This window comes from Rufibacter radiotolerans (assembly GCF_001078055.1).
GTDB lineage: Bacteria > Bacteroidota > Bacteroidia > Cytophagales > Hymenobacteraceae > Nibribacter > Nibribacter radiotolerans.
The window spans coordinates 121,193-141,873 of record NZ_CP010777.1 but is presented as its reverse complement, the minus strand read 5'-3'; the positions used below and the strand labels follow the sequence as shown (position 1 = coordinate 141,873).

Genomic DNA, 20,681 nt, shown 5'->3' with positions numbered 1-20,681 from the left:
CACCTCAAAAACGCCCGGCCTTCTTCTAGCCACCAAAGGCGCTCCAGAAGTTAATGCAGTACCAGCATAGAGCAAATACCCGTGACCATAATTGCCTTGCAGAGCCAGCTCAGGTGCGCAAATTCCCGTTTGCGGTCGGCGTAGAAAAGCTGGCGAAGCAGCACCAGGGTGGGCAGCATGACACCAATGAAAAGGTACATCACAAACAGCGGGCCTTGCTGGCGGTAGAACATAACGGTAGCGGTGAACAGCAGGAAAAGCATGGCCAGAAAATACAGCACCCATTTGGTTTTAGGCAGCCCCAGCACAATGGGCAAGGTCCTGCACCGGAAGGAGGCATCGCCCTGCACGTCTTCCATGTCTTTGATGATCTCCCTAATGAGTGAGATTAGGAACGCAAACACCGCGTACGCCCACGCCGATTTGGAGGGCTGGCCTGCCTGCAACGGCACCACCAGCACTATAGCCGCCGCCAGCAGCGCAATGGTGAAATTACCAATGAACGGCCTTTTCTTGAACTGCGCCGAATAGCCCCACAACAGCAAAGCCACGCCCAACAGCACCAACCCAATCTTCAGGCCAAGTAAGGCACCCAGCACTACGCCCAAAGAAGAAAGGTACAGGTGAATCATCATGGCCTTACGGCGGGTGAGGCTTTTGCCCACCACAATGCGCTCGGGCTTGTTAATGCGGTCAATCTTGACGTCATAGTAGTCATTGATGATATAGCCGGCCGCGGCTATGCAGACCGTGGCCAGCAACAGCACCGCAAACGGCCACGACAACGACTGCCACAGCGTGCGCTCCGGAAACACCAAGTACTTGCGCACCAGCAACTGGGCCAGCACCATGATCACCAGGTTAGGGAACCGAATAAGGGAAAGGAATTTCTTCACAGGACTACCAAACGAGAACGGAAGTTACGCTTAAATTCCCGCCCAAGAAAAAAGCCCCAGAAATGGGGCTTTTTTTAAGACTTTACAAAATGAGTATGATCGCGTAGAAGTGTTAGATTTTCTTCACGTTAACCGCGTTAATGCCTTTTTTACCTTCTTTAGTATCGAACTCTACTTTGTCGTGCTGCTGGATCTGGACACCATTGAGGCCTGTGATGTGTACAAAGAAATCCTCATTAGTGGCTTCTTCGGTGATAAAGCCGTAGCCTTTGGATTCGTTGAAGAATTTAACAGTTCCTGTTTTCATAAAAATTTAAAAATTGAAATAATGAATGATTCTGTAAATATAGGATTATTATACAAAAACCAAACTTTATTTACAATTTTTTAAAACGATAGAAAACAAGCTTTATTGTCTCCTACCAGCGTTTTTGTAATTTCATCACCATTTCAATGAGCTCGCGCACCGCGCCTTTCCCGCCTTCGGCGGAAGCCACATAATGACTGATGTCACAGATGTCAATGGCCGCATCTGCGGGGCACGCCGAGATGCCGCAATGCTGCATCACCTCCAGGTCGGGCATGTCATCGCCCATAAACACCACGGTGTCTGGGTCAATGCCGTAGTAGTAGGCGTAATTCTGAAACGTATCCAGCTTGTTCTCCACGCCCAGGTAAATGTCTTTCACATCCAGAGACTCCAGCCGCTTGCGTACCCCCGCCTCATTCCGGCCGGAGATGATGGCCACGCGGTACCCTTGCTTTAACGCATGCTTAATGGCATAGCCGTCCTTGATGTTGAAGGCCCGCGCCTGCTCCCCGGTAGAAAAAGCCAGCAGCGTGCCGTCGGTCAGGACGCCATCTACATCAAAGATAAAGGTGGTAATGTTCTTGAAATCTGGAAGAGCTTGCATGGTTATGACATCATCAGGGTAAGAACCCAAAAGCCGTTTTGGGCCTGTTTTCAGGAAAACAGGCCCAAAACGGCTCTAAGACTTTTATTGGTTATCGCGCCACTCGTACACCCAGGCCGCCTGGATCTGCTCCAGATGGCCTTCGGTGGCCTGCTCCCGGGTGCCTTCAAAGTTAGGCAGGGTCAAGATCCACTCCAGCAGGTCTGTGAACCTGATGCGGTAAATCTTGCTCTCGCCAAACTCGTCGCCAAATTTTTCATATAGCGCCATGGCAATGTCTTCGTGGTCGGCCCACTTAATGGGGGGTTCATATGAATTACTCATATCTGTGTAGTTGCTAGTGTTTAGTTATTAGTTGTCAGTAGTGGGTTGCTGGTTGGTAGGTGGTACTACGCCGTAAGGCTTACCCCTAACAACTAGTAACTACTCACTAACAACTACTATTAATGTCCTAAGAAATCTTGCTTGGGGATGGTGATGACCAGGTCCTGGCCACCTTGTACCACACACTGGCAGGCCAGGCGGGAGTTGATGCGCGGGTTTACGGCGCGGTCAATGTAGTCTTCCTCTTTGTCAGTGATTTCAGGAAGGTCATCCATGCCGCTTTCCACGTACACGTGGCAGGTACTGCACCCACATACTCCACCGCAGTTGTGCTGTAGTTGAATGGCATTGTTCAAGGCTACGTCCAGCACAGACTCCCCTTCGGCGCCCAGATGCGTTTCATCTGGTTTGCCATCCATGAACTTATATGTAATATTAACGACTTTCATGCTCAGCTACTTTTATGGGTGCAAAGGTAGGCATACAGTCGCCCTAATCAAAGCTGCCACTATACAAGAGGAAACCCCACGGAACGCTATTAAGCGGTGATTCCCTTAGAAGAGGTTATTTTTTCTTAGCCGCCGCCTGAATGCTGGTCGTTAACGTTTTGTAGAGTTCCTGGTACTGGGGCAGGTTTTCCAGCAGCTTCAGGTGCGCCTCTAGGGTAGATGTGTCGCCGCGTTGGGCGGGTCCGGTCTGCACCTGGAACGGCGGGAAAAGAAAGGCTTTGCGCATGGTTTCTTCCACCAGCGGCTCCAGTAAACTGGCAGGCAGGTGCGCTTGTTGCAGCACTTCCTGGGCAATGCCCCACAAATGATTGGTGAAATTACAGGCAAATACCGCGGCCAGGTGCAACTGCCGCCGAGCCGGCCCCGCCATTACTACCACCTGGTCGCTTTGGCGCTGCCCCAACTTTAACAACGTTTCTTCCGCCTCCGGCGATGACCCTTCCACGCAAATAGGAACGCGGCGCCAGTCTACTTCTTTCTCTTTACTAAAGGTCTGGACCGGGTAAAAAACGCCTGCGCTCCCTTTTGACAAGGCCTGCAAAATTTCCAGCGGCTGCGTGCCCGAGGTATGCGCCACTACCACCCCTTCCGGGAACTTGAACTGTGGCACCAATTCTGGCAACGCCTGGTCTGGCACCGCTATCAGATATACATCCGCGTGGGGAAGTTCTTGGAAATTAAGTGAAGCAGTTGCTTTTGTAGAAGGGCTTAAGTTCGCTAGTTCTTGAGCAGAGGCCAACGTGCGGCTATAGACCACTGGCACTTCTATTCCTGCCGCTAAAAAGCCTTTGACCAAATGCGTAGCTACGTTCCCGGCGCCAATGATGCCTACCTTCATAGTGGAGTGATTCGTTGGGAAGGGCTAAGTTAGTAGGTTTCTTTGGCAAGGGAGGTATTTTAATTCTGCTTTCGCCTTTGAGTAACTGGGCGTACGCAGTTGGCATTTGCCTTGGATTGGCCGCAGTCGCCTGAGTCCTTATGCTGGGTTGTTTCATGGTTTCCCTCCGAGCGCTCACGGCCGCGGGGCCCCGTCTTTCCCCCTCGCACTGCCCTTGCGGCCTCTTTGCTATCTGCTCTTAGTAAAGCCATTGCAGGGCCACAAGCGAGGCGCTCGGAGTAAAGACTGGAAGGGAGGGAATGGACGCGATAAGCCATTAGCTCTTCCGGATTTGCAATCCGGAAGTTCCGAAAGGGGATTTGTAATCCCCGGCGGAGGCGGCGTTCCCGATCTTAATCCCAGGCGGATTGCAAATCCGCTTTTCCCTCGTTCGGGATTGCAAATCCCGAACAGCACAACTGTTTATGCGTTTTAGGCACGTTTTCTGGAAAACAGCCTCAAAACGCAACACTGCCTATTTATTGCAGACTCTCCCCTTGAGGGGGGCGAAGTGGGGTGTTTACACAGGAGAGCACGTCTGGAGACTCGCGCCGGTTGGTTTATCCAAAGGCTTTCAGGTTACACCGTTTTCAGCCTGTTTCCCGCAAAACAGCCCAAAACCAGAAAAGCCCTGAGGAAATCTCTTCCTCAGGGCTTTTGTTTATTCTCAAGCAAATGCTACGCTAGCTGTTTCTCGCGTTTCACGATTACTTTGCCGGCGGGGCCGTTTTTGTTTCCGCGCTTGCCGTCTTTGTAGTGGCGCACAATGGCCATCACAAACCCGAGGCTCATGATCAGGGTACCAATCCAGAGGATGTTGATGAACGGCTTCTCCATGGCCTTCAGGATGATGTAGTCCTTCTGGGTGGAGTTGATCCCGATGGTGATGAGGCCTTTCTCAGGGTTGATGTTGAGCAGGAACAGACGCAGACCCAAGTCTTCAATCTCTTCCGGTACCTGGCCTACTTCTTTTCTATTCCGGATGGCGTAGATAGGGTGGGCGTGGTAGGTGCGCTTTTCGCCCAATACCTGCATGTCGGCCTGTACGGCTATGTCACCCTCGTTTAGATTCAGCAGCAGTGTGTCTTTGGCGGGTTCAATGCCATGGAGCACCGCTACGTAGTCGTTCACGAAAATAGTGTCCCCAATCTTCACCTGGTACTCCTTCATCTCGCCCCACTCCTTTTCCTCGTTAGGGTCTGGAATGGTAGAAACGTGGGTGTAAAGGTCTTTATTAGCGAACATCTTAATGTCCGGCGAGGCCAGCAGACCCATTTGTGGGTTTACCTGCGCCCGTGGGTATAAGGTAAAGGCTTTGCCGGTTTCGCGGTTCTTGAATTCCACCTCGTAGTAGGTGTTCTCCGGGTAGATGTCAACGGTATCTCCGGCGGTGTAAAGCACCTTGTCCCCGTCTTTCAGCGGTCCGCGGGCAATGGCCCTGAACTCATCGGCTATTCTAAAGAGTTGCTGCTTGTTCACGTAATCCGGGAGGTCTTTCACTTCCAGGTACTGGCCTTTGTAGGTGACCTTGTAAGGACCCATATCGGTGCCGGTGTTGCGCCATAGAAGCACGTTGTCACGGTTGATCTCATCGCCAAATTCCTTAGCGTACACCAAGCCAGACATGTTCTTGGAGATGATGTTGGAGTAACCAGAAGAGAACAAGATACCCAGCAGCATAAGGGCCACCCCAATGTGGGCCACGGCACCGCCGGCAATGGAAATGTTCTTCCGGAGCACACCCAGCAGAATGGCCAGGTTACTGAACACCGCGTACAGTGACGTAATTAACAGCACAATGTACACCGGGGTTTTGATCTTCTCAATCAGGCCCAGCTGACCAATCATTAAGATAAGGGCTGTGAACAGGGCTGTGAAAATAAGGGGAACCGTAAAGACCTCAGAGAGTTTTCCGGTGCCGTTCTGCTTGCGCCACCACAGCAATTGCCCGGTACCCGAAAGCATGGCAATGGCAATGCCCATCCACATCTGGAACTTGGTATAGTGCGCAATCTGGTCGGCGGGCAGGGCTACATTGGTTTTCACGCCAATAAAGCCCATGAAGGAGTTGTATACAGGAATAGACGTGGTCACCAGCACCTGGAAGGCCCCAAGGCACAACACAGCGGCGCCCACAAATACCCAGAACTCCCCGGAGTAAGTGGCAATTTCTTTATCGGTGGCCGGAATGCTTTTCCAGCGGTACACCAGTAAGCCAATGGCCAGAACCACGAAGGCGGCCAGGTAGGTAAACAGCTGACCAGACAAGCCAAGGTCTGTGAAGGAGTGCACGGAGGCGTTCCCTAAAATACCACTTCGGGTTAAGAAGGTAGCGTACAGCACCAGCAGGAACGAGGTGATAAACAGAATAAAGGTAGCCCGCAGCGCAGTCTTGCTTTTGCGGTAAGCCAGCAACGTATGGATAGCCCCCACCAGCACCAGCCAAGGAATGTAAACGGCATTTTCTACCGGATCCCAGTTCCAGTAACCTCCAAAGTTAAGGGTCTCATAGGCCCAGTAAGCGCCCATCATAATACCCACCCCTAAAACCACCGCCGCGAAAAGGCCCCAGGGCAAGGCAGGTTTGGTCCAGGCAGAGAAGTCTTTTTTCCAGAGGCCGGCAATGGCAAAGGCAAACGGCACCAGGGTGGCGGCAAAGCCCAAGAACAGCACCGGTGGGTGAATCACCATCCAGTAGTTCTGCAGGAGCGGGTTCAGGCCGGTACCGTCTTTAGGCACGTAGTTAGGGTCCATCTGGAACACCGGGGCATCGGTCATGAAGTCCCGCATGAGAATGAAGGGCGAAGACCCGATCTTCAGGTCACCAATCACCACACCCAGGATCATGGAGGTTAAGAACAACTGCACAAACGAGAAAACCGCCATTACGGGGCTCTCCCATTTCTTACCGGCAAATTTGATCAGCACCAATCCCAGCAAGGCATGCCAGAAAATCCAGAGCAGGAAAGAGCCTTCCTGGCCTTCCCAAAAGCAGGAGATCATGTAATGGACCGGCAAATGGTTAGAGGAGTGGCTCCAGGCGTAATGGTATTCGTACCGGTGCGCGTAAATGATATTGAAAAGGCTGAAGATGATGCTGAACACCGCCACCACGTGCACAAAGAAGGCACCGCGGGCTAGCTTCTTCCAGGCGTCCTGCTCAGAGGTGAGCGCATTGGCATTGGCCGCGAAAGAAAAAGAAAACGAAGAGACCAGTGCCGCCACAAAAGCGATAATCACACTGAAGTGACCCACATCACCTACTAAAGTATTAACCATTTTAAATAGTTAAGAGTTAAAAGTTAAGAGTTGAAAGTGGTCCAGCAAGAGGAGGATGTCACTTTATCTCTTAGGGTTTATGTAATAAAAGAGTTGGGATCGAGGCAGGGCACATAGCACTCTTACCTTTTAACTCTCAACTCTTAACTTAATTAAAGGCTTGCCGTTTCTACCTTCACCTCTTTCTCGGTGTATTTGGAAGGGCACTTGAGCAAAATCTTGTCGGCCACGAAGGCTTCGCCCTGCATGTTGCCTGTGATAACCACTTGCTCAGAACGGTCAAAGTCCTGGGGTTTGGGGCTATAGTAAACTACCTGCTGCTCTACCCGGTTGGTATCAACCAGCACGAAGGAGAAGTAATTGGGGTCCAGCACCGGGTCATATTTCATGCCCACAATGTGGCCTTTGGCATCTTTCTTCAATCTGCCCACCACGTGCACCTTGGTGTCATCACCTTCTTTGGCGCGGGCCTGGGCCTCAGAGAAAGGCACGTACACGCTGGCGTCTGAGGCCGTGGACATGATAATGGCAATGGCCACCGCAATCACTAAAATCCCGATAATGTGTATTCTTTTCATGGCTATCTATTCGTGAGCAGACTTTTCATCGCCCTTTTAACAACAATCCATTAAAATTAAATCCGTGCGCCGGTGCTTTTTCACGGAGGGCAACCTCCTGTTTTAGGGCCGTTTTAAGGAAAACAGCCTTAAAACAGAATTATTGCTTCAGCTCGCGCTCCAGCTTCCCAATTTTCTTATCCAGGCTGATCATGTAGAGCAGCAACCCCAGCAGCACGGTCAATAGCACGGCCACCACAATGTAGATCTTGCCGTCGCGGCGCATCACGTCTGCCATTTCGGGCTCGCTGGCGGCGGGGGTTTGGGACGAGAATTCCACGGTGTTCATTTCCTCCGGGGCCTTCTGGGCCATGGCCGGGGCCGAAAACAGAGCCGCACAGGTTAAGAGCAGCATCAAGAGCCATTTATGCATTTTCATAGAATCGTTGCTTTAAAACTTCTAAACGGGTGCGCAGGTGCACCATCCAAACGCCCAGCAGGGCCCAGCCCAGTACCGCGGGGTAAAATACGGCCCGCAGGCGGCTGTCCAGGTCATAGGAGTTGAAACCGGGGTTTCCGCCGTTGCCCGGGTGCAGGGAATCTGTGAGGCGGGGCAGAATAAACAAAAGCGGGATAAGCGCCGCAAACGCGAAGATATTGTACACCGCGCTAATGCGGGCCCGTTGCTGGTGGTCCTGGAAAGAACCGCGCAGGATTAGGTAGGCGAAGTAAATCAACAGGCCAATGGCCGAGGCGTTCTGCTTGGGGTCATTACTCCAGAACTCGCCCCACGTGAAACGTGCCCATTCCATGCCGGTCACAATGCCCAGCACGCCAAACAGGATGCCCACTTTAGCGGCTTCATAGGCAATAATGTCATTTCTGGAAAGGGGGTTACGCAGGTACTTAATGGAATAGACCACCGAGATGAGCAGGATCAGGATCATGCCAAACCACATGGGCACGTGGAAGTACAGGTTCCGGATGGTCTCGTTCAGGATAGCCAACCGCGGCACCTCGCTCAACATGCCCATGGCCACCGTATACAGCAGCAACACAATTGTTAACCATTTCCACCAGGCAAGCTTCATTCTTTTTCTTTTTAGTTATTCTTAGGCCTTAACTGCGCCACAAATACGGGAACAGAATATAAGACACCATGCCTACAATCATATTGATGGCCAGCAGCACCAAGGCCTCGTCCAGGCTCATGGAAGGGTCCAGGCCGTCAATGGCGTTCTTAGACATCTTCATGAGCATGAGCAGCATGGGCACCATCACCGGAAAACTCAGGACTGCCATAAGCGTACCCGTATTGGCCGCCTTGGCCGCAATGCCCGAGATCATGGTCAGCGACGAGGCGAACCCAATAGCCCCCAACACAATGGTGAGCAGAAACATGCCCACGTCCTGCACCGGGTTGCCAATCACCACGGCGTAAAACCCGAAACAGAGCAACGACAGCACCAGCATAAGCGCGGCATTGTAGAGCATCTTGGCCACAATCACGCCCTGCGGACTTACCACGCTGTAGTAATAGAGCAGCCGGCCGCGGCTCTCCTGCGCAAAGCCCTTGGCAATGGCGTTCACGGCGGTGAAGAGCAGAATGATCCAGTACAGGGCGTTCCAGACCGGCACCTCCAGCGCGCCGAAACGTAGGCTGAAACTCAGGTAACAGATAAACACCGTGCTACCCACATACAGGAGCATACCGTTAAAGGCGTACTTCTGCCGCCATTCCAGCACAAAATCCTTTTGCATCAGGTAGATAACCTCTTTCAGCAGCACTTTATCTCTATTTTCGGCAAAGGTACAACACAAATGCGTGTGGCAAGATGATTTCTGTCATTTATCACGGTGACCCGCCGGCGTTTTGCACTTACTTTCAGGATATCAGGCTAAAAACGCTTTCCCTCTGAGGCAGCCCTTGCTTTTGAAGTACACTCCTCCTAGCACAGGAGATCAGCGTATCAATCTTGCCTTCTCTTTGTTTTCATGGCTCCTGTCTTTTCATGGTTCAAAAAACCATTTTTCTGTTTTGGGCCTGTTTTTGAAAAAACAGGCCCAAAACAGAAGCGCAGCTATCTGCGCTTCTGTTTTGGGCTATGACCTTATTACTTAGGTCTTGATACTTGCTACCTGCTACTTGATACCTAATTTTAGCTGATAGGCACCTTGCGCAGAATGGCTTCCACAAAGTCTTTGGTTTGCACGTTATCGGCCTCAGCCTCATAGTTGAGAATGACGCGGTGGCTCAGCACATCGGCGGCAATCTCTTTGATGTCTTCCGGAAGAACATAGTCCCGCTCATCAAAGAAAGCTACCGCCTTGGCGGCCAGGTTCAAGGCAATACTGGCCCGCGGCGACACCCCGAACTGCAGGTACTGGGCAAAATCGGTGAGGTCGTAGTCTGCCGGGTGGCGGGTGGCGAAGACCAGTTCAATGATGTAGCGCTCCAGCGTCTCTGAGATCTGCACCTGGTTGATCTCGTTCCGGATGTCAAAGACGTCTTGCTTGGTGAGCACGGTATTGACGGTGCTGCTATACGACATGTTAGACATGCGGCGCATCACTTCCAGCTCATCGGCTTTAGAAAGGTAATCCACGTAGACTTTCATCATGAAACGGTCTACCTGGGCTTCGGGCAGCGGGTAGGTGCCCTCGTGCTCCACCGGGTTTTGGGTAGCCAGCACCAGAAAGGGCAGATCCAGGCGGTAGGTTTTCTCGCCAATGGTCACCTGCTTTTCCTGCATGGCCTCCAGCAACGCAGACTGCACCTTGGCCGGGGAGCGGTTCACCTCATCTGCCAGAATCAGGTTAGCGAAAATAGGTCCTTTCTTTACCTCAAACGCCGACGAGCTCTGGTTATAGATCATGGTCCCGATCAGGTCTGAGGGCAGCAGGTCTGGGGTAAACTGAATGCGCTGGAAGTTCAGGTGCAGCACCTTGGCCAGCGTATTGATAGTGAGCGTCTTGGCCAGGCCAGGAACCCCTTCCAGCAAGATATGCCCGTTGGTGAAAAGACCTATGAGCAGGCGGTTGACCATGTATTGCTGTCCCACCACCACTTTGCCCATCTCCCTGAACACCTGCTTAATTTTAAGCTGGTGTTCCCTGATCTTTTCCTGATATGAGAGTTCTTCGGTCTGCATCTACTCTAAATTTACGAATCGGCTAAGGTAACGATTCTATCGCACACTCGCCGCCTCTCACCATTTCTTAAAAACGAAGAAGACCGCCAACACCAGAAAGGCAAACCCCACCAGGTGGTTCCAGGCTAGTTTCTCGGTTCTGAAGACAAACACGGTCACCAGGGTAAACACCAGCAGCGATACCACCTCCTGAATGGTCTTGAGTTCAAACAATGAGAAAGGCCCACCGTTGCCCTGATACCCTATCTTGTTGGCCGGCACTTGAAAAATATACTCAAAGAACGCCAGACCCCAACTGATGAGTATAACGCCCACCAACCCTACTTTCTGCAGCATGGGTATTTTCTTGAAATGCAGGTGCCCATACCAGGCAAAGGTCATGAACAGGTTAGACAGGCCCAGCAGCAAAAGGGTATAGAGGGTTTTCATGGACAAAAGGAAATTTATATCACTCAGGAAAAGTAAGGCCGAGATGGAAAAGTAACAAATTCAGGCACCGCCCCCTGCTCTCCTGGGTTACAAAATATATAAAAAATAATATGTATTTAATTGATTTCCTGACTTATACTCCATGAAACGGAAATAAAAAGACCAGCAAGGCCAGAAAAACGAATCCGCAAAACAAATAATTTATACGTATAATCCTATCCAAGAATTTTCATCCAGCAAAAAGTTCGGTTCATCGAATATACCTACTTCTTGGTATTACCACCTGTTAATTTTAGGCCATTAAAAACCAATGTCCCCACTCAATGGCTCACTTTTACCGCGTTCTTTGCCTTTTTTGTTTAGCAGTGCTTTATGCAACCGTAAGTTTTGCCGAAGGCTCTAAACAGTTGACCCCCAATCAGTCTAGTGCGGCTCTCACAGATCCTGCCAATGACAAGGCCGGTTACCTGGCCCATGATGCCAACTTCCCCAGCGCCTCAGGGGTAGCTATCACGTCACTCAGCTTCCTGAAACCCGCCGGGTTCAGCCGCAATGGAGCCACCTACTCAAAAGACCATCGCCTCTACATACGGGTGAAAGCGGGTGAGACCCTCTACTATGGCGTGCGTAGGGCCATTCATGAGCAGACAACTGCCAACCAGGCAGACCTGATCATTACCCTGCGCCGCATCAATGCGGTTACTGGTACAGATGATGACACCTATTCTACCTCCACTACCCTTATCCGGAACACCAATAGTACCAGAGGCATGTTGCTTAGCAACACTATAGGAAACGGAAAAGATGCCATAGCCCAAAGCGGGGTAATTCAGACTCCAGCACAGGCCTTGACTGGTCCTAACAGACCCGCTCTTGGTGGAAAAGCGGCCGTGACCAGCGGTTACGCGCCCCTTACCATTACCAATAACACCGGTGTTGACTATGACTATTATGTGGAGTTCTCACAGGTAGGCGAGGCCAACATGACCGATGACGGCCAGAGATTCTCTGTCTATGATTTATGGGACTTCACGGTGATTGACGCCGCCGGCGATGAGAGACAAGGCCGTATGCGCAGCAAGTTGTGGTCTTTTTCAGCGGGCGGTACTACCAACGTCTTCTCCAAGGATTTCAACATGTACCCACTCATTCCCAGCGAAGACCATGCGAACAAATACTTTGTCAAGAAAATAGAGCTGGCTGGCATTGCTCCACAGAACTTCTTTAGGTTTGTCACCAACCGCTTCGGTTCCAGCACAGCCGCCGGCAGTTCTATAGCAGACAGAAGGAAAAGCCAAACCAGCCAGACGGACTACCCAGAGTTGTTCAACTTTGTGAATAACCCAGACCCTGCCCTCTGGCCCAGCGCTGACGCCCCTACCTTTACAGTAGGTGTTGCCTCCAGTTGCAACACTTCTACCAACGGCGGCAAATCTACCTTCAGCCTGAATACCTCTGAGAGCAGTACCTTTATTGTTTTAATTAACCTAAACGGAGTAGCAGGCTACCAGCCAGGGAGCGCAGACGTGCTGCTTGAGTCTACTGGCGCGAAAGGAAACCGCACGGTAGAATGGAACGGCCTGAACGGCTTAGGCCAGGTAGTAGCAAAAAACACGACGCTGAATTACTTCTTCCGGAACAACAGTTCTCCGGTACACTTTCCGGTATGGGACGCCGAGGCGAATGCAGACGGCTTCAGGGTGCAGGACGTAAGGCCATTGGTGGGTTCTAATTATGACGGCCTCCTATTCTGGGATGACTCCAATCTTCCTACTTCCTCTTTTCCGGCGCCCCAGACCGAATTCTACGGGGTTTCTTCTTCCAGTGGGGTACACAGATGGGGCTCTGCCTCTACTACCGCAGGTGACCTGAAAACCGTAAACACCTGGACTTACGGCTACACTGGCTCTTCTACCCAAACTGCCGCCTTTGACTATGACTGTAGCGCAGACGTGGCCGTTACCAATACCGCCGCCACGGCTCCCTACACTATAGGCAAGCCGTTTACCTATACCGTAACGGTCACCAACAACGGCCCTATTGCAGCCAGCAACGTGCAGGTAACAGATAAGCTAGACCTTACCAAGCTGGAATTTGTCAGCTCCTCAGAGGCAGCCAGCTACGTTTCCTCGACCGGTGTCTGGACCGTGGGTTCTTTGGCCGTTGGCGCCTCTAAAACCCTTACCATTACGGCCAAGCCCTTAGTATTGGGTACTATTTCCACTACGGCCAGCCAAACCCATACAGAGGCAGACAATGTCACTACCAATAATAGTGCAACCGCTTCCATAACTGTACAGGCCGCCGCTGACATTGAAGTAAAGAACACCAGTGACAAAACAACCTATAACAACGGGGACCTTGTCACCTATACCATCACGGCCAAAAACCTGGGGCCAAATGCCGCTACCGGCGTTACCGTAACCGACAAACTACCAACTGGCCTAACCTTAGAAGGAACCGCGCCGGCCGGGTATGACGCTGCCACCGGAAACTGGACGGTTGGAGCCCTAGCCTTAAATGAAACCAAGACCTTAACCTTAATGGCTAGAACAAGTGCCTTGGGCTCTTTTACCAACACCGCTGCCTTAGCCAGCCGTACCGGGTTTGAGTTAGATGAAAACAACAGCAATAACACATCTTCTAACACCATCACCGTGTCGCCTACGGCGGATGTGGCAGTGACCAATGTAGTTTCAACTAATACCCCGAGCCAGAATGAGGTGGTAACTTATACCATTAAAGTGGTGAACAATGGACCAAACAATGCCTCTACTGTAACAGTGGCAAACCAACTGCCAGCGGGGTTAGAAATCACTGGTTCTAGCGTCAGTTTAGGTTCATTTGATAAAATCACCGGCATCTGGACCATTGGAACCATTGCCAATGCAGGTTCCCAAACCCTTATGGTGTACGCGAAAGCAGCCAACACAGGAAGCTATACTATTACCTCTACGCAGTCTCACACTGAGTTTGACAACCAGAGTACCAATAACTCCTCTTCAGGCACCATCACTGTACAACCCTTGGCTGATGTGGCAGTAACCCAAATCGTTACGCCATCTGCAGGTGCTACCTATACCACCGGAGAAACCGTAACGTACACGGTAAATGTCACCAACAATGGCCCTAGCACAGCCACCAATGTATTGGTAACAGACAAGCTTCCCGCTTCCTTAACGTTCATCAGCGCTACCAGCGGCATGAATTATAACGCTGCCACTGGTCTGTGGACCGTGGGCACGCTGGCCAGTGGCGCTACAACCACTTTACAAATCACAGCAAGCATTAACCAAAGCGCCGTTATCACTACCACTGCTTCCCAGACACATAAAGAAGCAGACAACGTCTTAGGAAACAACAGTGCCTCTGCTACTATACAGTCAGGAACAGGAGTCATCACCGCAGACATTGCCGTTACCGTTTCAACGCCAGGTTCAGAATACTACACCGGAAACACGGTGCCTGTAACCATAGTAGTAACCAACTCTGGTCCTGATGCCGCTACCAATATCAAGATTAATACTCCTATACCAGCAGGCTTCTCTGTGAGCAGCATTGATCCAAGGGTAGGAACTTATGCAAATGGAGTATGGAACATCCCAACCCTTGCGGCAGGTGCCTCTACCAGATTATTTATCACCGGTTCACCCACTGCTGATCCTGCTACCTCAGGCGATAAAACGTATGCGTTTTCTGCCGCCGTTACGGGTACTCCAGAGCAATTTGACAACGTATCAAATAACAACTCTTCTAATACGTCCATCATTGTACACAAAGCGGCAGATGCGGGAGTGGTTATGCAAGTCACTGGCGGTGATGCCAACGGCAACTTCTACCGCGGCATTACAGAAGCGACCTTTACCCTTAGAGTTACCAATCATGGCCCGGACGTAATTACAAACCTGGTAGGCTCTGATACAAAAACCGGAACCCTCAACTTCACCTATTTTGATCAGGGCAAGGGATATAATCCAGAGACAGGCATCTGGAACATAGGTACTTTAGGAGTAAATGAATCTGTTTCTTTGGTAGTGAAAGGTATTCCTAACACTACTGGGCGGCTTAATCTGGGCGGTAACGCGGTAACGATGGACCAATATGATGCCAACTCTGAGAATAACAAGGCCATTGCGTTGTTGAACGTGCTGCCAGTAGCAGAATTAGCGGTTACCAACACCGCTTCGGCTGCCACCTACAGCAATGGGCAGACGGCCACTTTCACCGTGAAGGTGCAGAACAACGGCCCAGATGCCGCTACAGGCGTAGTGGTGGAAGATAAGCTTCCGGCTGGCTTGACCTTTGTTAACGCAGTGGCCTCTTCCGGCGCCTATGACCCTGGCACTGGCCGCTGGACCTTGGGCTCAGATGTTTTGGCAGGCGAAGCCAATGCTCAAATTCTGGTGATTACCGCCAGACCTATGACTGCTGCCACCTTCACCACCACCGCAGCAATAGTAGCCTCTGGCCAATATGATAACATAGCGAATAACAACAGCCAGGCTGCTAGCATTCAGGTTTCCGCTTCGGGAGACATTGCCCTGAGCAGCACCATAGCCGAGGGACCGTATTATGTGGGTGGCCAATACCTGGTAACAATAACTACCACCAACCTGGGCCCTGATGCGGCTACCGGTGTGGTAGTGGCCGCCGGTGTGGCTCCAGGTCTTTCCCTGGTACCCGGTAGCGGACGCGCTGATGACGGTACCACCATTGACCCGGCCAACGGGTTATGGACCATAGGAACCCTGGGCGTAAATGAAACTAAGAACCTGACTTTATTGGTGCAGCCAACTGCCCTTGGTGTCTTAAACAGCATTGGCTACAAGTATGCCACCAATGAGTTTGACCCTAACGGAGGCAATACCAAAGACGGCAACAATACCACACTGGTGTACATCACCGCCGTTGACCGAGAAGCTACCTCTACTGTAGTTACTACTGGCCAGCATATGTTCAGGCTACAAACCGGGCAGGTTATTGCTAGCATCTCAGACCCAGATGGCGCCATTGACAACGCCAGAATAATCAACGGCACCTTGCCTGCCGGGGTGAGGTTACAGAAAAATGGGGTATTGGAGGTAGATTACAGATACGCCTTGGTACCAGGCAGCTATACCCTCACCATTGAAACGGTAGATGCCATTGGTGGTATCTCTGAGAACACCCTTACCTACTCTATCTCAGGAGACTGGGATGGTGACGGCATAGCCGATAAAGATGACCTGGACGCAAACAATGACGGTGTGCTCGCTGATGCCATAGATGCCGGCTATGCGCCTTTCGGGGATAATGATGGTGACGGCATCCCTAATTACCTGGATAAAGATTTAGTGCACACTTTGTACGGCGCCTTCAGAGACAAGAACCATGATGACATCAATGACGTGTTTGACCTTGATCTGGATGGCTTGATAAGAGGGTATGATATTGACAAAGACGGTGACGGTATCCCTAATGCCGTAGAGGCCAATGGGGGCAAGATTCCTACTCAGGATGGATATGATGCTGCCCAAGGAATTTTTACCGGACCGGTAAGCGCCAATGGGATGCCTATTGCTGTGCAAACGTCTAGTAACAGCGGTATCTCTACCTTACCTAACCCAGACACCGACGGCGATGGCTTCACGGACCAGACCGACCTAGACTCAGACAATGATGGTATCTTAGACAACAGAGAAGCCCAATCTACCAAGGCCTATGTGAATGGCTTAGGGACAGACAGTGACTATGATGGCCTCAGTGATGGCTATGATGCCACTACCTCCGGAACAGCCATTATTCCAATAGACACAGACAAAGACGGAACGCCAGACTACCTTGACCGGAACAGTGACGGTGACATCGCCCTGGATTATGTAGAAGCATTTGATGACAACCATGACGGTGTGAGTATGGATGACCTAATGGAGCGTGCCCGGGTTTTTGAAGAAAGCAACGCCAAGGGGTACTATGTCAACTCAGACCAGGATGCCACTGGTACGCCCAACTGGCTGAAGTTAACCAACGGCTACCCTGCCTTCTTAACCAAGGGCAACACCTATTACCATGACTCTGACTTTGACGGCCTGGTAGACCTGTTTGACATAGACAACGGCGGAAAAGCTACTTCTCTGCAAGCCGGCACCAATGGCGAGTATGCCTTCCGTAACGCGGAAGTAGTGACCCCATTACCTGTCACCTTGATTAGCTTCACCGGCAAAGCCCTGAAAGAAGGTGTGCTGCTGAACTGGGCCACCGCCTCTGAGAAAGACAACAGCTATTTCCAGGTGGAGCGCAGCGCAGACGGCAAGACCTTTACTGCCATAGGCAAGGTAACCGGGGCCGGAACCAGCAGCGTACGCCTTGACTACCGTTTCCTGGACGCAAAAACAGTACCTAGCACCGTGTACTACCGCCTGAAACAGGTAGACTATGACGGCAAGTTTGAATACAGCAAAGTAGTGGCCGTACAAATAAAAGCCACCGCAGCAGGGGTAACCGTGAAAGCATATCCTAACCCCACTACCGGGGTGCTGAACCTTGACCTGGCCAGCATGGCCTCTAGCCCGGTAACCGTAAAGGTTTATGCCCTGGACGGCCGACTGATCAAAACCGCCCAGGTAATGGGCGGCGCGGTGCAGACCCTGAATCTTTCTACCTTGGCCGCAGGAACCTACCTGGTAAAAATTGCCGGAGAACACTTGGACACCACCGTACGGATAGTTAAAAACTAACCCACAATAATCTGCTAAAAAAGAAGAGGCGCCCAGAAAGGCGCCTCTTCTTTTTTTTTATGGTATGTATTAAGACTTCCCTTGCAGGAAACAGATAGTGCTAGTCTTCGTCTTCCAGGTAATAGTCCCCGGGGTGGCCTTCGGCAGATTCATCACTAAAGCGCACAATGTCCTTCATGAAGTTGTCATGGATCTCTTTCACCTTGGGTGAGGCGTTGATATGTTTCTTGAGCACTTTGGCAATCTGGCTGGCTTCCTCCAGATAGAACATATCATCTGTGGCAGTGCCTAGCTTGTCAGCGTCTATCTGCAGGAGCTCGGCCTGCAGATCCATGAGCTGGGGGTCGTCTTCGCCGTACATGATCAGGGTGCCGTGCAGTTTGCTCAGCATTTCATTGAACAGTTCCCCTTCATACGGAAGGTTCACCTCCTCGTCATCGTCTGCGCCAAAGCCGCCTCTTACTCCTAAGATATCATCCTCGTCGTCATCCAAGGAGAACTCATCATCAAAATGGCTGTTCTTAAGGTCGTCCTCGTCATAACCGTATTCGTCGTCAAAACTTCCGCGTGGTGCCATGTCTGTTCTGTTTAAGTCTGTCTAAAATGGTACTGGGGTCCCGAAACAAGCGGTCTCCTTTTTACGAAACTCACTAAAAAAGTAGCTTCAAAAAACACGAAACTTTAAAACCCTTTTCTCGTTTTGGGGCCGTTTTTGCAAAAGTAGGGCAAAAACGCATTTCTGGTATTGCTAAAATTTATTACCGGTTATTTTCAGCATAGAATCTTCGTTTCTACCGGGTAAGCTGTCTTTTTAGCCACAAATGGAGTATACTTCCTTAGAAACTTACCCAAGACATTGCCCATGACCCAACCCCAGGACCTTGCCGCCGCTTTTGCGCGCCAGAAAGAATTTTTCAGGGCCGGCCATACCCGTCCGCTGGCGTTCAGGGAGCAGATGCTGCGGCTCTTGAAGACCGTCATTGAAAAAGAGGAAGAAGCCATTACCAGGGCGCTGGCCGAGGACTTCGGGAAGCCCGCCTTTGAGACCTACGCCACTGAGATTGCCATTCTGCTCTCTGAGATCAAATTCATTTTGAAGTACCTGCGCCAGTGGGTGGCACCCAAAAAGGTGAAGTCCAGCTTCCTGAACTTCCCGTCTACAGACGCCATTTACGCAGAACCCTATGGCGTGGCCCTGGTCATTGGCGCCTGGAACTACCCCTTCCAGTTAACGCTGTCGCCGGTGATTGGGGCCATAGCCGCCGGCTGCTGCGCTATTCTCAAGCCCTCTGAGATGACGCCGGCCACCAGCCAGCTCATTGCCCGCATGGTGCAGGAGCACTTCCCGCCGGAATACCTTACCGTGGCGCAGGGCGGGCCCGAGGTGAGCCAGGCGCTGCTGGACCTGCCCTTTGACAAGATGTTCTTCACCGGCAGCACCGCAGTGGGCAAGATTGTGGCCCAGGCCGCCGCTAAACACCTCACCCCCGTTACCCTGGAACTGGGCGGCAAAAGCCCCTGCCTAGTAGACGCCACCGCCGACCTGGCCATCACTGCCAAACGTATTGTCTGGGGAAAATTCATCAATGCCGGCCAGACCTGCGTGGCCCCTGATTACATCTTGGTGCAGGAAAACGTAGCGCCCCAACTGCTGGAACAACTGGCCCAGGCCATTACTCAATTCTACGGCCCCACCCCCGCCCAGAGCCCCGACTTTGCCCGCATCATTAACCAACGGCACTTCCAGCGGTTAAAAGGCTTGCTAACCGGCACCCAGATCTACGCCGGCGGCGAAACCGATGAGAGTACCTTTTACATTGCTCCCACCCTCCTGCAGAACGTTTCCTGGCAAGACCCTATCATGCAGGAAGAGATCTTCGGGCCCTTGCTGCCGGTCTTAACCTATTCTTCGCTGGCCCAGGCCATAGAGATGGTCAACGCCCAGCCCAAGCCTCTGGCGCTCTATTTCTTCTCCAAAGACCGAGACGCCCAGGAACAGGTGCTCACGCAAACGTCCTCGGGCGGTGCCTGCATCAATGACACGGTCTCCCATCTGGCCAACCCGCATCTGCCCTTCGGGGGCGTGGGCCCCAGCGGAAACGGCAATTACCACGGCAAGGCCAGCTTTGACGCGTTCTCGCACCAAAAAAGCGTTCTGAAGAAACCCTCCAACCCAGACATTCCGCTGCGCTACCCACCGTATGCCCAGAAACTTACTTGGATGAAACGGGCTTTCAAATGGCTGTAGCCGAAGAGCCTTACGGGTAAAACCCACCCATAAAAGGAAAGCCGTTTTGGGCCTGTTTTCAGAAAAACAGGCTCAAAACGGCTTTTTATGAAATTGCCTTTTGGTTTACGGCTGCGGCCGAATCATCTTGATGTGGTCAATGCCGTCCTCGTCATATACCTCACTGGACTGCTCAAACCCGAACCGCTCATAGAACTTCTTGGCGTATAGCTGCGCCCCAATCTTAATAGGCCCCGGCCCGAAAATTCGGAACGCTTCCTCAATGGAGCGTTGCACCAGTTTCTCGCCTACCCCGGTTCCCCGCACGGCGGCGCTGGTGATAATGCGCCCAATAGACATGATACCCGGGTAAGATACCCCAGCCGGCACTAGCCGGGAATACGCCTCCAGAATCCCGTCCCGGTAAAATAGCACGTGATGACAGGCGGCATCCAGCCCGTCCGGGTCCAGGAAAACGCAGTTCTGCTCCACCACAAATACCGCGCTCCGCAACTGCAGCACGTCATACAGCTCTTGCGGGGTCAGGTCTGCAAAGGCCTTGGTCAATATTTGAAACTCCATAATACCGCTAAGCTACGGCTTCCTGTTTTAAGCGCCAATTATTCTCCTATTGGTCTTTCTAAACCAGCCAACAATGTTTTTTTAAAACTTATGCCAACGTTGGCATAAATATTTCTTATTATTACAGCAGGTAGATAAAGAAAGATATATTATATTTAATTGTAATCATGACACTTATAATAAGTAATACTCACCCGCTTTATTAGGGGAGCGGTTATA

General features: G+C 51.5%; 17 protein-coding genes. 2 read left to right on the top strand and 15 right to left on the bottom strand.

All coding sequences use genetic code 11. The annotated features are described in order from the left end of the window. Positions 1 to 50: 50 nt before the first annotated feature. The 13 genes from TH63_RS00550 to TH63_RS00490 form a co-directional block, all read right to left on the bottom strand. Positions 51 to 896: a geranylgeranylglycerol-phosphate geranylgeranyltransferase gene (locus tag TH63_RS00550; RefSeq protein ID WP_048919205.1), complete on the bottom strand. Its 846-nt coding sequence runs from the start codon at positions 894 to 896 to the stop codon at positions 51 to 53. Positions 897 to 1,008: 112 nt separating this feature from the next. Next, on the bottom strand, positions 1,009 to 1,203 hold the full coding sequence (locus TH63_RS00545; protein ID WP_048919204.1) for a cold-shock protein: 195 nt from the start codon (positions 1,201 to 1,203) through the stop codon (positions 1,009 to 1,011). Between the two features lie 112 nt (positions 1,204 to 1,315). Continuing rightward, the gene (locus tag TH63_RS00540) at positions 1,316 to 1,810 is read right to left on the bottom strand and encodes a KdsC family phosphatase (RefSeq protein WP_048919203.1); all 495 of its coding nucleotides are present in this window, start codon (positions 1,808 to 1,810) and stop codon (positions 1,316 to 1,318) included. 84 nt (positions 1,811 to 1,894) lie between these two features. Continuing rightward, positions 1,895 to 2,134, bottom strand: coding sequence for a Fe-S cluster assembly protein IscX (gene iscX, locus TH63_RS00535; protein WP_048919202.1), 240 nt, complete (start codon positions 2,132 to 2,134; stop codon positions 1,895 to 1,897). Positions 2,135 to 2,253: 119 nt separating this feature from the next. Continuing rightward, positions 2,254 to 2,583, bottom strand: coding sequence for a 2Fe-2S iron-sulfur cluster-binding protein (locus TH63_RS00530; protein WP_082161508.1), 330 nt, complete (start codon positions 2,581 to 2,583; stop codon positions 2,254 to 2,256). 115 nt (positions 2,584 to 2,698) lie between these two features. Beyond that, complete coding sequence (locus tag TH63_RS00525; RefSeq protein ID WP_048919201.1) at positions 2,699 to 3,481, bottom strand: Rossmann-like and DUF2520 domain-containing protein; 783 nt, start codon at positions 3,479 to 3,481, stop codon at positions 2,699 to 2,701. Positions 3,482 to 4,198: 717 nt separating this feature from the next. Beyond that, on the bottom strand, positions 4,199 to 6,799 hold the full coding sequence (gene ccsA, locus TH63_RS00520; protein WP_048919200.1) for a cytochrome c biogenesis protein CcsA: 2,601 nt from the start codon (positions 6,797 to 6,799) through the stop codon (positions 4,199 to 4,201). A 152-nt stretch (positions 6,800 to 6,951) separates the two neighbouring features. Then, a complete protein-coding gene (locus TH63_RS00515) occupies positions 6,952 to 7,377 on the bottom strand; it encodes a cytochrome c maturation protein CcmE domain-containing protein (protein ID WP_048919199.1) in 426 nt (141 codons plus the stop codon). A 139-nt stretch (positions 7,378 to 7,516) separates the two neighbouring features. Beyond that, on the bottom strand, positions 7,517 to 7,795 hold the full coding sequence (locus TH63_RS00510; protein ID WP_156180263.1) for a CcmD family protein: 279 nt from the start codon (positions 7,793 to 7,795) through the stop codon (positions 7,517 to 7,519). Beyond that, positions 7,782 to 8,447, bottom strand: coding sequence for a cytochrome c biogenesis protein CcsA (gene ccsA, locus TH63_RS00505; protein ID WP_048919198.1), 666 nt, complete (start codon positions 8,445 to 8,447; stop codon positions 7,782 to 7,784). The genes TH63_RS00510 and ccsA (TH63_RS00505) overlap by 14 nt, the downstream gene beginning before the upstream one ends. A 28-nt stretch (positions 8,448 to 8,475) precedes the next feature. Continuing rightward, positions 8,476 to 9,117 (bottom strand): heme exporter protein CcmB, encoded by a 642-nt coding sequence (locus TH63_RS00500; protein ID WP_048922487.1) that lies wholly within the window; start codon positions 9,115 to 9,117, stop codon positions 8,476 to 8,478. Positions 9,118 to 9,515: 398 nt separating this feature from the next. Then, the gene (locus tag TH63_RS00495) at positions 9,516 to 10,508 is read right to left on the bottom strand and encodes an AAA family ATPase (RefSeq protein ID WP_048919197.1); all 993 of its coding nucleotides are present in this window, start codon (positions 10,506 to 10,508) and stop codon (positions 9,516 to 9,518) included. Positions 10,509 to 10,565: 57 nt separating this feature from the next. Beyond that, the gene (locus TH63_RS00490) at positions 10,566 to 10,937 is read right to left on the bottom strand and encodes a DMT family protein (RefSeq protein WP_048919196.1); all 372 of its coding nucleotides are present in this window, start codon (positions 10,935 to 10,937) and stop codon (positions 10,566 to 10,568) included. Between the two features lie 365 nt (positions 10,938 to 11,302). Here TH63_RS00490 and TH63_RS00485 point away from each other — a divergent pair, with 365 nt between their 5' ends. After that, the gene (locus TH63_RS00485) at positions 11,303 to 17,653 is read left to right on the top strand and encodes a T9SS type A sorting domain-containing protein (RefSeq protein ID WP_048919195.1); all 6,351 of its coding nucleotides are present in this window, start codon (positions 11,303 to 11,305) and stop codon (positions 17,651 to 17,653) included. Between the two features lie 100 nt (positions 17,654 to 17,753). On the opposite strand, the gene TH63_RS00480 is transcribed toward TH63_RS00485, so the two are convergent. After that, the gene (locus tag TH63_RS00480; protein WP_048919194.1) at positions 17,754 to 18,230 is read right to left on the bottom strand and encodes a hypothetical protein; all 477 of its coding nucleotides are present in this window, start codon (positions 18,228 to 18,230) and stop codon (positions 17,754 to 17,756) included. Between the two features lie 285 nt (positions 18,231 to 18,515). On the opposite strand from TH63_RS00480, the gene TH63_RS00475 reads away from it, so the two are divergent. Next, positions 18,516 to 19,901 (top strand): aldehyde dehydrogenase, encoded by a 1,386-nt coding sequence (locus tag TH63_RS00475; protein WP_048919193.1) that lies wholly within the window; start codon positions 18,516 to 18,518, stop codon positions 19,899 to 19,901. A gap of 105 nt (positions 19,902 to 20,006) precedes the next feature. Here TH63_RS00475 and TH63_RS00470 read toward each other — a convergent pair whose 3' ends face one another. Continuing rightward, the gene (locus TH63_RS00470) at positions 20,007 to 20,462 is read right to left on the bottom strand and encodes a GNAT family N-acetyltransferase (RefSeq protein WP_048919192.1); all 456 of its coding nucleotides are present in this window, start codon (positions 20,460 to 20,462) and stop codon (positions 20,007 to 20,009) included. Positions 20,463 to 20,681 lie beyond the last annotated feature (219 nt).